This is a genomic window from Bradyrhizobium sp. AUGA SZCCT0283 (assembly GCF_018130385.1).
GTDB lineage: Bacteria > Pseudomonadota > Alphaproteobacteria > Rhizobiales > Xanthobacteraceae > Bradyrhizobium.
Window position 1 is genome coordinate 246,305 of the sequence record NZ_JAFCLU010000009.1, and the last position, 14,449, is coordinate 260,753.

Annotated in this window: 11 protein-coding genes and 1 pseudogene; 3 read left to right on the forward strand and 9 right to left on the reverse strand. The window is 58.5% G+C overall.

From position 1 onward, the window contains the following. Positions 1-15: 15 nt before the first annotated feature. Both JQ624_RS15490 and JQ624_RS15495 read right to left on the reverse strand, forming a co-directional pair. Entirely contained in the window at positions 16-237 is a 222-nt protein-coding gene (locus JQ624_RS15490) for a hypothetical protein (protein ID WP_312014427.1), read from the reverse strand. A 139-nt stretch (positions 238-376) separates the two neighbouring features. Then, positions 377-703, reverse strand: a complete 327-nt coding sequence (locus JQ624_RS15495; RefSeq protein ID WP_249129814.1) for a helix-turn-helix domain-containing protein — start codon at positions 701-703, stop codon at positions 377-379. Positions 704-826: 123 nt separating this feature from the next. On the opposite strand from JQ624_RS15495, the gene JQ624_RS15500 reads away from it, so the two are divergent. Then, positions 827-1,399 (forward strand): hypothetical protein, encoded by a 573-nt coding sequence (locus tag JQ624_RS15500; protein ID WP_212419753.1) that lies wholly within the window; start codon positions 827-829, stop codon positions 1,397-1,399. A gap of 3 nt (positions 1,400-1,402) precedes the next feature. On the opposite strand, the gene terL is transcribed toward JQ624_RS15500, so the two are convergent. The 4 genes from terL to JQ624_RS15520 form a co-directional block, all read right to left on the reverse strand. Then, entirely contained in the window at positions 1,403-2,812 is a 1,410-nt protein-coding gene (gene terL, locus JQ624_RS15505; protein ID WP_212419754.1) for a phage terminase large subunit, read from the reverse strand. Then, positions 2,799-3,254, reverse strand: coding sequence for a DUF5681 domain-containing protein (locus JQ624_RS15510; protein ID WP_212419755.1), 456 nt, complete (start codon positions 3,252-3,254; stop codon positions 2,799-2,801). The genes terL and JQ624_RS15510 overlap by 14 nt, the downstream gene beginning before the upstream one ends. Beyond that, a complete protein-coding gene (locus JQ624_RS15515; protein WP_312014428.1) occupies positions 3,251-4,612 on the reverse strand; it encodes a DNA methyltransferase in 1,362 nt (453 codons plus the stop codon). Before JQ624_RS15515 ends, JQ624_RS15510 begins: the two co-directional genes overlap by 4 nt. 79 nt (positions 4,613-4,691) lie before the next feature. Beyond that, positions 4,692-5,027: a hypothetical protein gene (locus JQ624_RS15520; protein ID WP_212419756.1), complete on the reverse strand. Its 336-nt coding sequence runs from the start codon at positions 5,025-5,027 to the stop codon at positions 4,692-4,694. A 328-nt stretch (positions 5,028-5,355) separates the two neighbouring features. Here JQ624_RS15520 and JQ624_RS15525 point away from each other — a divergent pair, with 328 nt between their 5' ends. Continuing rightward, positions 5,356-7,149, forward strand: coding sequence for an adenylate/guanylate cyclase domain-containing protein (locus JQ624_RS15525; protein ID WP_249129815.1), 1,794 nt, complete (start codon positions 5,356-5,358; stop codon positions 7,147-7,149). Between the two features lie 171 nt (positions 7,150-7,320). On the opposite strand, the pseudogene JQ624_RS15530 reads toward JQ624_RS15525, so the two are convergent. Further along, positions 7,321-8,903: pseudogene (locus JQ624_RS15530) on the reverse strand (winged helix-turn-helix domain-containing protein). A gap of 603 nt (positions 8,904-9,506) precedes the next feature. Between JQ624_RS15530 and ltrA the strand changes: the two are divergent. Next, positions 9,507-10,838: a group II intron reverse transcriptase/maturase gene (gene ltrA / locus JQ624_RS15535; protein WP_212419757.1), complete on the forward strand. Its 1,332-nt coding sequence runs from the start codon at positions 9,507-9,509 to the stop codon at positions 10,836-10,838. A 643-nt stretch (positions 10,839-11,481) separates the two neighbouring features. Here ltrA and JQ624_RS15540 read toward each other — a convergent pair. Beyond that, on the reverse strand, positions 11,482-12,654 hold the full coding sequence (locus tag JQ624_RS15540; RefSeq protein ID WP_249129816.1) for a YncE family protein: 1,173 nt from the start codon (positions 12,652-12,654) through the stop codon (positions 11,482-11,484). Positions 12,655-12,984: 330 nt separating this feature from the next. Next, positions 12,985-14,070, reverse strand: a complete 1,086-nt coding sequence (locus JQ624_RS15545) for an alpha/beta hydrolase fold domain-containing protein (RefSeq protein ID WP_249129817.1) — start codon at positions 14,068-14,070, stop codon at positions 12,985-12,987. Positions 14,071-14,449: the final 379 nt, after the last annotated feature.

The following is a 14,449-nucleotide window of genomic DNA, read 5'->3' on the forward strand; positions in this document are numbered from 1 at the left end:
GGGGATGGAACCGCGTCAATCCTTGACGATACGGTTCATCAGGCAGACGGCATCGTGCAGCCGGCTCGCTTCATAGAGCAGTTGCTCAATGTCCATGGACACCTCGACGCCTTCGGCTACGCTGCCTGCCGAAGCGCAGGCTTCGGCAGCCTGTGCCAGCCGCGAAGCTTCCGCCAGGTTGGTGGTGATCTGCTTCAGGCAGACTTTTATGGCATCGTGCATGGTTGCGGTGTTCACGGGACCCTCCTTAGAACGAGCCGCAGTACCGCTCCAATCGCTGCCGTAGTCGAGAGGATTTGCGAGCAATCTTGTCGCTCTTTTCGGGCCTGTTCGATAACAAGATGCTCGGCCCGGTCGCGCCGGAGCCTGTTCAAACTCAGGTCCGATTTTTTTTGGCCTTGCTGCCGCTTCGCTTTTTGGCGGCCTTGACCGGCTTCTCCGACAGAAAGTCCCGCAACAGTTTTATCGGATCGGCGCCCAGGGCGCGCGCAATCGCGACAAACTCCACCACGTCGAGCCGGCGCTCGCCGCCTTCGTACTTGGCAATGAACGATTGCGGCCGTCCGAGCTGCTTGGCCAAGGCCTGTTGACGCACCCCCGCCGCATGTCGCACTGCGACAAGAAGCCCGATCAGGCGGGCATATTCCGGGGAGTTGAGGGACTTTTCCATGACTGCCGGGGGAGAGGAATCGGCGGCACGCAATCTGATTCCGAAAACGGATTATCCCAAAAACGGATAATCTTAACTCTCTTTCGGTATTTGGGACGGGAGGGCCAGTTTCGACTGGATGCAGGCCGGCGGGCGAGCCAAATCAAGAAAAGGTTCATGACACGGTCGAAGGAAATGCCTGAGGGCACAAATGGTCAGCGCGAGCACGCTGCTGCAGTCCGCACAAGGGAGGTGCTCGCTGCGGCCCTGTCTGGCGATTATCAGGTCCATCAGGGCGCCAGCTTGCTTTACCGCATCGAGATCGATAGCTCCGGCAGGACCAGCAACGACGGACAAGATGCCCCACGGCGAGGACAGTATGCGTTTCAGACGGATATCCTGGTTACGCGGGCCAAAACCCCGCTCGTTGTCGTGGAGCTAAAGGCGGGTTCGTTCTCCTCTCATGACGTCATTACCTATTCCTGGAAGGCGCAACGTCATAAGCAGGTCTATCCGTATCTTCGATACGGCTTTGCGGTGATCGGCGTGGAAGCGCTCGGTCGTCGCTTCCTGACCCATAATGAGGGGTTCGACTTTGCTGCGGCAATTCCCGATAACGTGGGAATTGCGATCCAGTTGGTTCCGATCGTCCAGCGCCAGATCAGAAGTGCCGAGCGCATCATTGAGTTGACGCGGCACAGCCGGATCAAGCTGCGCCGCTACGAGCAAAACGTCGAGATCGACGCCTGAGTTTCAGTCTACAACCCATCGCATGCTGGCATCATAGCCAAAGGCCTTAAAGGCGAGCGCTTGGGTGATGCTGTCTACCTGGTCATCGTGCTTTCCTTGCGGAAAGGTGAGCAGCTCTGCCTCCAGGTCAGGCAGAAAGGACGCATTTTTGGGAAAGTAGACGCGGCCGGCCTCGAACTTGGCTGCCTGCACGTAGAGACGAGTGACCTTATCCCGATCCACTGGAACTGGACGAACGCGGTATCTTCCCATTTCCTTCAAGTCCTGACCAAGCGCGATGCCTGTAGAGGCCTCCTCAATGACAATGGCTGTGGGGTCGTATTTCTCGGCTAGGGCCAATGCTGTTTGGCGCAGGCGAGGGTACTCGTAGCGGCCCCGGGTGACGTCAAGCAGGTAATAGTCGGTCTTATCGACAATGAGCCAGGTCGTACAAACCGACCAGCTATTCTGCGCGCCTTCTTTGGCCGCGCAGTCCCAGCTTTGGATCACCTTGGTTCGATATGTTCGTTCGGGCGGCGTATCGTAATATCGGAGCCATTGCCGTTTGAGCATGGCGCCGCCCGGCGGGACCGGATTCTGCTGATATTGAGCCGCAAAAACTTCGGACCCGTTCTCCTTGCGGACAATTTCCCAGGCTGCCAAGGAGTCCCGTTCAGGATGCAGGGCTTCGCCGGCCTGTCGGTGATGCGTTTGTTGGTCGCCGATTGGAATATCTTCGTCTTCTTCAGCAATCGCAGCTAGATTGAGCAGGGTCCAGCCGTTGGAATTTTCCGTGAGGTACCCGGTCAAGTCGTTGAGGTGAACGCGCTGCATCACCACAATGATTGCTCCCGATTGCTTGTTGTCGAGACGTGACATCAGCGTGTTAGAGAACCAGGCATTGAGGCTATCGCGCAAAGGCTGTGATTGCGCATCGACCGGCTTCTGCGGATCGTCGATGACGAACAGATTGCCACCTAGACCCGTGAGCGCGCCACCGACCGAGGTCGTCTTGCGGTAGCCGCGTTTGGTCGTGAACACGTCGGAATCAGCAGTGCGCGCGATCATGAGCCTCGGAAATGCGCCCCGATACCAGGAGGATTGGACGATCGCGCGAAAGTCGGCCGCGTGCTTGGTCGACAGATCGGCGCCATAGCTCAAACAGATAATTCGATAAGACGGGTCATGACCGAGCAAGTAGGCTGGGAATGCGACCGAGCAAATGATCGATTTGAGATATCTTGGTGGCATATTGATAATGAGCCGGTTGATTTCTCCACTCCGGATTTGCTCGAGACGGTAGAGAATTGCTGCGATATGCCAATTGCGTAGGAATGGCGTTCCAGGATTCAGCGTCAAGAAGCAGCGATGCAAGAAGGCATAAGCATCGCTGCGGAGAATGGCGTTGAAAGCATCTTGTTCAATTCTTCCCACGCTTGCCGTCCTTTTCTGTCTTGGACAGATAATCGTTCAGATAAGCCTTCAGCACGGCCTGGTCGTCTCCCATCAGCTCGCTTTGCTGTGGCTGATCCGAGGAGATCGCGCTCAGCCGGTTGAACAAGAATCCCGCCGCCTTGATGTTGCCTTTCAATGAATCTTCGGCGAGACGGCGGAAGATTGCTTCGATTACCGTCATGCGGAGCTCGCGACCGCCTTGCCGGACCGGGATCCGTTGAAACAGCAACTCATCCAGCATCGTGGCTTCGTTCTTCCTGCCCTTCGGCCTGCCCTTTGGGTTACCGCTCTGTCCAGGTTTGAACTGATGAGCGCGAGGGGGCCTTCCGTAACCGACCGAATCATCGTCCCTGGATGGCAGCCGAAGTCGTTTGATCTTCCGTTTTCGCGCGTTCCCATTCTTAGGATTGTCTTTGTTCATAAGGACCGCCGGCTTTTGCGGTTGCGATTTCGCCCATGGTCCGTCACTTCGTCGAAAGTCTGGCCTGTGACCGAAAGAATTGCATCGCGACCGGTGAATGATTGCCAGCGTCGAATGGCAACGTCGACGTACAGCGGGTCGATTTCCAGCCCGTAACCGCGGCGGCCGACCCGTTCGGCCGCCAAGATTGTGGTGCCGCTTCCCATGAAGGGGTCCAGGACGATCTCGCCGCGCCGTGAGCAATCTCGAATGGCGTCCGAGACAAGGGGGATTGGCTTCACCGTCGGATGAATTGACAACTCGTCCATCCGGCCCGCGCGGAATGAATTGACGCCAGCGTAGGTCCAGACGTTCGAGCGGTTACGGCCGTGTTTACCGAGCTCGACATTGTTCAGGTGGGGAGCGTCGCCGCTCTTGAACACAAGGATGAATTCATGCTGCGAGCGATAGAAGCTACCTTGACCGGCATTCGTTTTTACCCAGACGACGATATTTTTCAGCTCGCTGTAGACTTCACTTCCAGCGGCGAGCATCTCGGCGAGGTGACGCCAGTCGATGCAAACATAATGGATCGATCCATTTGCCGAATGCGCTGTCGCCAATTTCATCCACTTGTTCAGGAATGCGGTAAATTGAGCGCGCGACATCTCGCCTGAGGCAGATGCAAACTCTCGGTGCTTGGTTCGACCGCGACCAACCGTGGCCGCTATTCGAACGTTGTAGGGCGGATCCGCGAACAACATCGAAGCTCGGTCAGCGCCCATCAATGTCTGCAAGGCGCTTTCGTCGCAGGCATCGCCGCACAACAGGCGATGTTCTCCTAACTTCCATAGGTCACCGGCCTGGGTGACTGGCTTTGCGTCAGCAGCTGCAGGTATCTCTTCAGCGGGTTCGCGCTCAGGGTCAACAAAATCGGTCGCGAGAGCGTCGATCTCGGCGGCGTCGAAGCCTGTAATGGAGATATCGAGACTGATCTCGGGGAGGAGGGTGGCCAGCTCGCCCAGCTCTGCCGCCAATGTGGAGCGATCCCAGCCGGCGTTCGCAGCGATCTTATTATCTGCCAGCGCCAGCGCGCGTTTTTCGGCCTCGCTGAGTCCCGAGACCACAATCGTCGGTACGCGTCGTAACCGTAGATCCAGCGAGGCGGCAAACCGTCCATGGCCGGCGATAATCTTTCCAGCCTCATCGACGACAATTGGCGATGTCCAACCGAATTGCTGAATGCTCTCTGCAATTTGCTGGATTTGCTTTTGGGAATGCGTGTGGGTGTTACGCAGCGACTGTTTTAGGTCGCTTATGGCTGTCAGACGTACTTCGGGCTGACGAGCGGACGGTATTCTAAGCCTATGCTTTGTCACTTAGTTGGCTCCCATAAGGAGCAAACCAGTTAGAGAATTTTATTGGGCTTGTGGGAAAAGCCTGACCATACTAACAGAATCAATGACTTACTAGCTGTCTAGCAACAGCCACCTGGTCGCGGTATTTCCTGATCGCCTTTCTGATCGTCTCGCGCGACAGGGAGGTTGGAAATGGTTCATAGAAGTGGCCGCGATCACCTTGCTTGAAATAGCAGATTTCGTAAGGGGCGCGCCCGCTTTTAGCCAGCTGAGCGAGCCGTGAGTTTACATGGACGAATGCTGCTTCAATCGTAGGTAGCTGCTTATCAATCTCGCAGTATTCATGCAGCGTCCGATTAAATCGAGTTTCTTTTAGCAGCTCGAAAATCAGTTCGATCGCTATGTTCTCTTTCGAGGTCCAAGCAAGGTCTGTCACAGAGCAACCCCAAGCCAGCCAACCCAAGCCACTTGAATGTAATCCAATCTCGTCGAAAATTGCAATTCGCGTAATGATCGATATGGAATGACTGATGTTGGGGGGAACAGCGGACTCGGCGCGGGAGATCCGACATCTCCGCGTTTGGCACCTTTGAGACGTGGCGACCGACCCTGACAACGTCCGTTTCCAGAGGAAGACCGGAAGTAGTCGGCCGCCGACTAAAATGACGCGATTGACCCGTTTCGGTCATGGGCATAGCCGGACATCGGCCCACAATTCTGCTATATAACCATTCAATTTCCCCGAGGCCCCCCGGGGGTGTATCTTGAGCAGCGAGCACGTAGAGCGGCGACTGGCGGCTATTCTGGCGGCGGATGTCGCGGGCTCTTGCCGCTTGATAGGGATCGACGAGGAAGGAACGCTGGCGCAACTGAAAGCTCTTAGAAAGACGCTTTTTGATCCCAAAATCACTGATCATCGCGGGCGCATCGTCAAGAATACCGGGGATGGCGCTCTCGTCGAGTTCGGCAGCGTCGTAGATGCCGTACGCTGCGCCGTCGAAATTCAGCGCGGCATGGCCGAACAAAATATCGATGCACCGCAGGGCAAGCAAATCGAATTTCGCATCGGCATCCACGTCGGCGACATCATCATCGATGAAAATGATATCTTTGGAGACGGCGTCAACATCGCAGTGCGGCTCGAGGGAATTGCTGAGCCGGGCGGCGTCTGCATCTCCGATGATGCCTACCGGCAGATCCGGGGCAAGGTCGAAATTGCCTGTGATGATATGGGACCGCAGCCCCTCAAGAATATTGCTGAGCCTATGCGGGCGTGGCGGGTTCGCCTGACTGGTCAAACCCGTTCCGCAGTACAATCACGTTCGGCTGTGAGCCAACCTCTGGCGCTCCCGCTTCCCGACAAGCCGTCCATCGCCGTGCTTTCGTTCACCAATATGAGCCGTGATCCGGAACAGGACTACTTTGCTGATGGAATGGTCGATGACATCATCACGGCGCTATCTCATTTCAAGGCGCTGTTCGTCATCGCCCGCAACTCGAGCTTCACCTACAAGGGACGCGCCGTCGACGTGAAGCAGGTCGGGCGCGAGCTTGGAGTGCGCTACGTGTTGGAAGGCAGTGTTCGCAAAGCGGCAAACCGGGTGCGCATCACGGGACAGCTCGTCGATGCCGCAACTGGGGCACATCTTTGGGCAGAACGGTTTGATGGAGGTCTCGGCGACATCTTCGATCTGCAGGACCACGTGACTGAGAGCGTTGTCGGGGCGATCGCCCCCGCGGTGGAAAAAGCCGAGATCGAGCGTGCCAAGCGCAAGCCAACCGAGAGTCCCGATGTCTATACGCTCTACTTACGCGGTTTGGCCAGGTCTTATCAGTTTGCGAGTCGGCAAGCGAACGACGAGGCATTGCGCCTGTTCAACAGCGCGATCGAGCTCGACCCAGATTTTGCCTCCGCCTATGGTCGTGCAGCCCTTTGCTACGTCATTGCCAAGTTCAATGGCTGGATTTCAGGTACAGCGAACGAGATTGCCGAAGTGAAGAGGCTCGCCCAACGGGCGGTTGAGTTGGGCAAGGATGACGCGATCGCGCTCGCGGCCAGCGGTTATGCATTAGTGTTTGTTATCCGCGATCTCGAGGTAGGCGCCGCCTTGATCGATCGCGCGCTTGTGCTTAATTCCAATTTGGCCGAGGCATGGTATTGGGGCGGCTGGGTAAAAAACTTTCTCGGCGAGCCGGAAACGGCAATCGAGCGTTTCGCGCGTGCCATGCGCCTGAGCCCGGTTGATCCGCGGACGAGCGGTATGCGAGCCGGGACCGCGCATGCGCATTTCTTCCTGGGCAGCTATGATGAAGCGGCATCGTGGGCAGCAATGGCATTGCAGGACGATCCGGATTTTCAACCTGGATTACGTATCGCTGCCGCAAGCAATGCAATGGCCGGACGGCCGGAGCAAGCACACAAGGCAATGGCTCGGCTGCGTGAACTCAATCCTGCGCTACGTGTTTCCACTCTCAAAGACGTGCTGGGCCCTTATCGGCGGGCCGAAGACCTCTTGCGATACCAAGAAGGATTGCGGCAGGCTGGGCTGCCCGAATGACCAGCGCAGCGAGTTGCTCGCCGGTGCCGACAGGTGATCGAACAGGAGCGGCGACTTCCGCCTTTGGCACTTTTCGGACCTGACAGGTCTGCCTGGCGATGCCCGTTGTTGAGGGCAAAGCGGACTTCCCCGTTGCGCACTCAGACTTCCGAGTTTGACCCAAGTCGGACATCAGCCATCGGGCACCCCGGCCAACCGCATGCCCTCATAGACGCGCTCACGCTTGGCGAGGTAACCCGGATTGTCGCTGTATGGGTTAGCGCGGAAGCGACGAATGGTGAAATTTGGTTGGAGCGTCAATCCGGCCTGCGCTACAGCGCGCGCCTCATCCAGCTGCCCGACAAGCGCTAGGGCCGCGGCGAGAAAAAATGCGTGAAGGGAAAATTCCGATTGGCCTCAATGCTACGCCGCAACCACGCGACCACTTCGGCATCGGCACCGAGCCAGAACTTGGCGAGGCCCATGACCATCATCCACCGGTAAGCAAAGGTGTCGCGAGGTGAGAGGCGGAGCGCCTCATGGATGTGGGCCTCGGTTTCCTCAGCGCGACCAAGATGAAACTTGCCACGACCGATCCAGCCATGAGCGTTAGCCAAATTTCGATCCAACGCCAACGCTCGCTCGCATTCGGCAATCCCTTGGGCTGCGCGGAATGTGAAAATATACACCACGCCCAGATACATGTGAGCCTGCGCGTGTTGTGGAGCCATTGACAGAGCCTTGTTTAGGGCCGTCTCGGCCGCCGCGAGGGACGCGGCTCGTTCGTCGGTAAAGAAGTTAACGCCCATAAGGCAGTCAACTATGGCCGTGCCAACCAGTGCTTCGACACTGCCTGGATCAAGCGCCAAGACGCGTTCGAAAAAGCCACGCGCTTGCGTCAGGTGCTCGAGGGTCACTCCCTTGTTTAAGTGAGCGATGCCCTGGAAATACAAATCCATCGCGCCGGGACGTACACAGTGTTCTGCCCGTCGTGCCTCAATTTCAACAAGCTGGGCATCCAGCGTGTTGGCTAGCCGCGACACAATTTCGTCCTGCATGTCGAACAGATCAGCGATGGGCTTGTCGAAACGCTCGGCCCATAGGTGGTTGCCACTTTCGGCATCGACAAGCTGCACGCTCACCCGAAGCCCGTTCCCACTGCGCTGCACGGAGCCTTCGAGCACGTAACGGATGTTCAACTCGCGCCCGATCTTCCTGAGGTCGACTGCTTTATCCTTGTACGTGAAGGCGGTGTGTCGGCCGATCACGAATGAACCGGAGATGCGCGATAAATCCGTGGTCAAACTCTCGGTCACGCCATCAACGAAATAGCCTTGCTCGGGATCTCCGCTGAGATTAGCGAACGGCAGCACAACAATGGAAAGGCGATGTGCTGAAGACGGCGTCTCTGCAGTCACGCCACCACGCGTCGCCGAACCCGTCTGCTCGGCCGGGCTCCCCTGTGTTTCTTCCTGCACGGCTCCAACGAAGCGGAAGCCTTGGCGCGGCAGCGTCTTGATCAGAAGCTGCTTCTCACCGGTGTCGCCGATCGCGCCTCGGACGGCATTGAGGCGGGTTGTCAATGCAGCATCAGAGACGGAGCGGTCGTCCCAGATGGCGCGGATCAGGTCGTCCTTGCTGACGACGCGCTCCCTGTTGCGGATCAGGTAGTCGAGCAGGTCGAAGACCTGTGGCGCGAGAGGGATCATCTCGGCGCCGCGACGCAGCTCACGCCGGCCTGTGTCAAATGTGTAGTTCTCGAAGAGATAGCGCACAGCCATTCCCCCGGTGGCGTTGCTCGCTGAGGGACGCTCAACCACGGATAAACTATGCCGCCGGTAAGCAAAATGTAAGCCGCTCAAGGTGGTGATTGTCTGCTTCTGGCGTGCGCCGTGCAAAGGCGGCGCTTTTCCAGTGGGTGCAAACCCCACCCGGCAACCGCTCCAGCCGGAAGCATCGGAGCAGTCATGGAGGTAACGAAGTGGCTGAAGCCTTCGATTAGCGTGTCACGAATTGGTGACAGCGCGAGTGTGCAGGCCGCAACGCGAGTGAACGCCGAGCAAGCCTCGAAAAGGACAATGCGCAGGCCGACCCGACTGCCATATCGGGGAAGGCTGAAACAGCCGGGTGAGATGAGCGAAGAATACGCCCAGCTGCTGCACCGGGGTATTGGCGGCGGCATGTACACAAGGAAAGCGTACGCAACACGGGAAGCCCCAAGGCGTGGTCAGCGATGACCAACCGGACGCCCGCGAGGGACAGGTCGGGCGCCCTGGGGTGGCGGAGAGGTTCGCAGTACCGCTGAAGCCGGGTAATGCCGGGGGAGGGAAGGGACCTCAGTTCAAGACAAACGCAACAAGTGGTGAGGGATTTGGAGATTGGGCAACCTATCAACTCCGAAAACTGTTCAGAAACTGCAGAAGGCGTTGCACGCGAAAGCGAAGGCAGAAGCCGGCTATCGCTTCTATGCGCTGTACGACAAGATCAGCCGTGAGGACATTCTGGCCCATGCTTATGCCCAGTGCCGCTCCAACAAGGGCGCACCGGGTGTGGACGGTCAGGATTTTGCGGACATCGAGGCGTATGGCGTAGAGCGGTGGCTCGGCGAACTGGCGCTTGCGCTCAGGGAGGAGAGCTACCAACCGGATCCTATCAGAAGAGTGTTCATCCCGAAGGCCAACGGCAAGCTCAGGCCGCTGGGCATCTCGACCGTGCGGGATCGGGTCTGCATGACAGCAACAATGCTGGTGCTGGAGCCTATATTCGAAGCCGACCTTCCCTCCGAACAGTACGCGTACCGTCCCGGGCGCAATGCCCAGCAGGCGGTGATCGAAGTGGAAGAGTTGCTGTTCCGAGGCCATCCGGAAGTCGTTGACGCCGACCTCGCGGACTACTTCGGGAGCATCCCCCATGCCGAACTTCTAAAGTCGGTAGCGCGTCGAATTGTTGATCGGCGCGTGCTGCATCTGATCAAGATGTGGCTGGAATGCCCCGTGGAAGAAACCGACGATCGAGGGAGGAAGACACGCACGACCGAGGCCCGGGACAAGCGGCGTGGCATCCCGCAAGGTTCACCCATCTCACCATTGCTGGCGAATCTCTACATGCGCCGGTTCGTGTTGGGATGGAAGATGCTCGGGCTGGAGCAAAGCCTCGGCTCTCGTATCGTGACCTATGCCGACGATCTCGTGATCCTGTGCAAGAGGGGCAAAGCCGACGAGGCGTTGCAACAACTGCGCAAGATCATGAGCAAGCTGAAGCTCACGGTCAACGAGGAGAAGACACGAATCTGCAAGGTCCCGGAAGGAGAGTTCGACTTCTTGGGTTACACGTTCGGACGGATGTACTCAGCGAGGACCGGCCAGGCGCGCCTGGGTTACCGGCCATCGCGGAAGAGCATCAAGCGCATGGTGGAGCAAATCCATGCACTGACGGACCGAACGCGGACATGGCAAGAAACCACAGAGCTGGTGGGCAAGGTGAACCGCACGCTGCGCGGATGGGCGAACTACTTCCAAGTAGGCACCGTCAGCAAGGCGTATCGGGCACTCGACAGCTACACAGCGATGCGGTTGCGCCGGTGGTTGCAGTTCAAGCACAAAACCAGGCGTCGCAAGGGCGGGACCTATCCACTCTCGCATCTTTACGGGCACTTTGGCCTCGTACGCCTGAGCCGGCTTGGGCACGACGTGTCGTGGGTGAAGGCGTGAAGTTTTGTCCGAGAGCCGGATGCGGGAAATCTGCCTGTCTGGTTCGATGAGCGGGGTGTGAAAACGGGGCCACGGTCGAGCCAGTAAGGCACCGCCAGACGAAAGGGGCGGCAACAGATATGCTCGGACCTAAAGCTACCGCGTCACACCTCGACTCTACACTTTTCGGACCTGAGCGTTCAGGCTGAGGATGTCCGTTTACAAGGGGCACAGCGGACTTCGTTTTCGGGCGCGTCTAAGTCCGTTGCTGACCCCAAAGGCGACCTCGGCGGCTCGGCACGATTGTGGCTCGACCAACGCGAGCACGGGGCGAAGGGCGACGCGGTGGCGATAGGCTAGCGACAGTGAGCAGAAAGCGGGGCATAGCTTCCTATGCCAACGCATGCATGGTCGCCGCGTTTTGCTCGAATATGGATTGGGGTCGATAGGACAACCAATACGGAATTAAACTGATGCGCAGGGTTCATCGGCGGTAAGGGATCTACCTCTCTTCGTCACGAGGCATTCCTTCCTCTCGGTCCTTTTCAACAATGATGGACACGTATGGATTTCAAATCGCTGACCGCGCGCCTCAATAGCGCCGGTCAGCGTGTCGAGCGAGGCGTGGATTGGCATCCGTTGTTGCAATCCGAGTGCGGCGCTTTTACTGGCTCATGCGCGCCGAAGCCGGATGCCCCGGTACCTTGAAGCGCTTGCCGGTATCCGTGACCTCAGTGCCGTTGACCTTCAGGATCGAGAAATCCTGGGTCAAATAATTTCCGACCAGAATGTACTTGCCGTCCGGGGTGAACATCGCAGCCTCGGGCAATCCGCCGACCTCGATATCTTGGGTCTTGGTCACCTTCTTTCCATCGATCTTCAGCACCGCGATGCTGCCATTCGTCTGGTAGTAGAAGGCCTTCTTCATGTTGGAGCCGCGCAGGATGGCGGCGACCGCGAGATCGCCCCTCGGAGACATCGCCAATCCTTCGGGGCCGTCGCCGACCACCACCCGATCGATGATGCGCGGCGGGTTGGCTTCGAGATCGATCACGCTTGTCGTGTCAACGCTGCCGTCGGATGAGCCGGCACCGCCATTATCGGCGGTCAGCGCGATCTTGCCGTCGGGCGTCACCACGACATTGTAGGGCCACAGGCCGGTCGGCAGATCGACCTTGTTGTAGGTCACCTTGTCGCCGGCGATATCAAGCACCGACACCTTGTGCGCCGGGAATCTCACCGCCAGCGCCCGCTTCCCGTCCGGCGTAAACACCACATGCGCGACGCTGTCGGGCATCGCGATCGTATCGGTGACTTTGACATCGATGCCATTGACCGAGAGCACGCTGATCGAGTTATCGCCACGATTGGCAACCAGCGCCATCTTGCCGGATGGGCTGATGCTCAGCCCCGACGGCTGCTTGCCGGCAGTGAGCGCGGCCACCAGTTTGGGTGGACTGGCCTTGAGATCGATGACGTAGACCTTGTTGTCCAAAACCTGTTTCAGCGTGTCGCCGTCCTTGGTTACATCTACCGAATCCGCCACCAGCGCGACCGACTCTGATGGATCGATGTCGAGATTGACCGGCGGTCCGACGATCGAATTCTTCAGGGGCAGGGTGGCGACGATCTTGGGGCTTTCAGGGTCGGCCAGATCCACGATCAGCACCGAATCCTTGCCGGCAGGCGACAGAGCTGGTTTGCCGTCGTCGTCCCACAGTAATTTCTCGTCGTTGCCGACGATCATGAAGGGCTTGGCATAGGCGAGATTAAGGCTGGAGCTGCAGAGCAGGATTGCCGCTCCCAAGGATAATCCAACTGCGCGATTGACGGGCATGGTGACGTTCTCCCGGATAAGACCGGCCTCTGATGGGCCGGTTTCGCAACCTCAGCGTACGCGCGGAACCGCGTTGTTGCCAGTGCGAAGCGCTACGCAGACTCTAATTCAGGCCGCGTAGCAACCACGTTTGGGAGCCGGATCACAATGGCCGGAGGCTGAGGGTTTCAGAAAATTTGAGCACTTCTTGTGATGTCTAGTGGCACCATTGAGACGTGCCGTCGGACCCTGAAAAGGTCTGCATATGAGGGAAGACCGGAAGTCATCGGCACACGGTCAGAACGACGCGATTGACCCGGAGCAGAAGTCAGCCAATCAACGCTCCGCTTGTTAGGGCCTGACCTTGCCCAGGTGTAGATCAAAAAATCGCGCGACTTCGTCGTGGTACTCTTTGGTCTCCGGTGCAGTGAAGTCGGTCATGTACTGCACGTGAGATTGCCCTTCCCACACTTGCAGCACGGCTTCGACACCGGCTGCGCGCAGCTTGCGATGCATCCGCACTGTGTTGGACAAATACAGATCGCGGGTGCCGCTGGTCAGGATGGCCGGTGGAAATCCATGCACGTCGCCATAGATCGGAGATAGCAAGGGGTCCTTAAGGTCGCGGCCGTTCGCATAGAGCAACGCCGTCGCTCGTATAAAGCCATCCTGAGTGCCCAGAAGATTGTCGACGAAGGCATTGGTGAAGAGAGTGTCGCCGGTCTTGCTTAGGTCGACTGTGGGCGAACCCGGTGCGATCGCGCCCGGCATCGGGAGAATTTCCGCCTTCGCGCGCAGCAACGTGGTCAGCGTCAAGCTGCCGCCGGCCGAAGCGCCGAAGATGCCGATATTCTCCGGCCTTGTCGTCTTTAAAAGCTCACGGTAGGCCGTGACGGCATCGTCCAGCGCAGCAGGGAAGGGAAAATCAGGCGGCATGCGGTAATCGACGGTGATCACCTTGTAATGGGCAAATCCCGCCATCAGGATGCCTTCACGGGTTCCGGCCTCCCCAGGATTGAAGACCCTGACGCCGCCGTGCAGGTGGAGAAGAACGCGGTCGCGGTTGCTCGGCGGAATCGCCTTCGGCGTAACGATGAAGGCCTTCACCCCACCCATCATGGTCGGCTCTACACTGACGCCCAACGCCTCACGCAGTCGCGGCAATGTCGCCAGGACATTGCGCGCCGCGTCATCGACCCTCTTCTTCCAATCGGTGGTGGTCTCAGGCACGAGATTGAAGTTTGGGTTGAAGGGTCTCGCTATGACGGCTTGCATCTCGGGGCTGACGGTGTCCGGAACCGGAATCGAGCGCGCCGGCACCTCGCGCGTGCTAGGCGGTCCTGACTGCGCGGCGGCCGGCGTCATCGGTTGTACTGCCGGCAGCACGGCAGCGCCGGCGGCCAGATGCAGGAATTGTCTTCGGTGGGGAAGTTTCATTGGCGTCATCCTCCCTGATGCACGCGCAAATGGGCGCGGGCGCGCGACACGAGCGTGGATAGACCGCACAAATGATGGTCTGAGTGGGATGCCCGCCGACGGCATCACCCTGCCGCTAAAATGGGGACTTCGGCACATCCCGCTGAGGCGGCTCGAAGGTTAGGCTACATCAACCACGTGACTAGGCGGAAGGGGGCATGACCGCTTATGGCACTTTTGAGACATGCCGACCGCCTCTCACAATGTCCGTTGCCGGGGGTAGACCGGAAGTGCTCGGCCCGCGGCCAAAGCGACGCTATTGACCCAGGCTGTGTGAAAACCCCGTCGATGCTATGATTCTCTTGCTGAATCGGCGGGGGAAGTGATGCGGGGTTTCGTT

What these genes read in the sequence shown, in the direction of transcription:
- JQ624_RS15510 (WP_212419755.1), bottom strand. Translation starts at nt 3,254, where the DNA reads ATGAACAAAGACAATCCTAAGAATGGGAACGCGCGAAAACGGAAGATC.
- JQ624_RS15545 (WP_249129817.1), bottom strand. Translation starts at nt 14,070, where the DNA reads ATGAAACTTCCCCACCGAAGACAATTCCTGCATCTGGCCGCCGGCGCT.
- JQ624_RS15540 (WP_249129816.1), bottom strand. Translation starts at nt 12,654, where the DNA reads ATGCCCGTCAATCGCGCAGTTGGATTATCCTTGGGAGCGGCAATCCTG.
- JQ624_RS15500 (WP_212419753.1), top strand. Translation starts at nt 827, where the DNA reads ATGACACGGTCGAAGGAAATGCCTGAGGGCACAAATGGTCAGCGCGAG.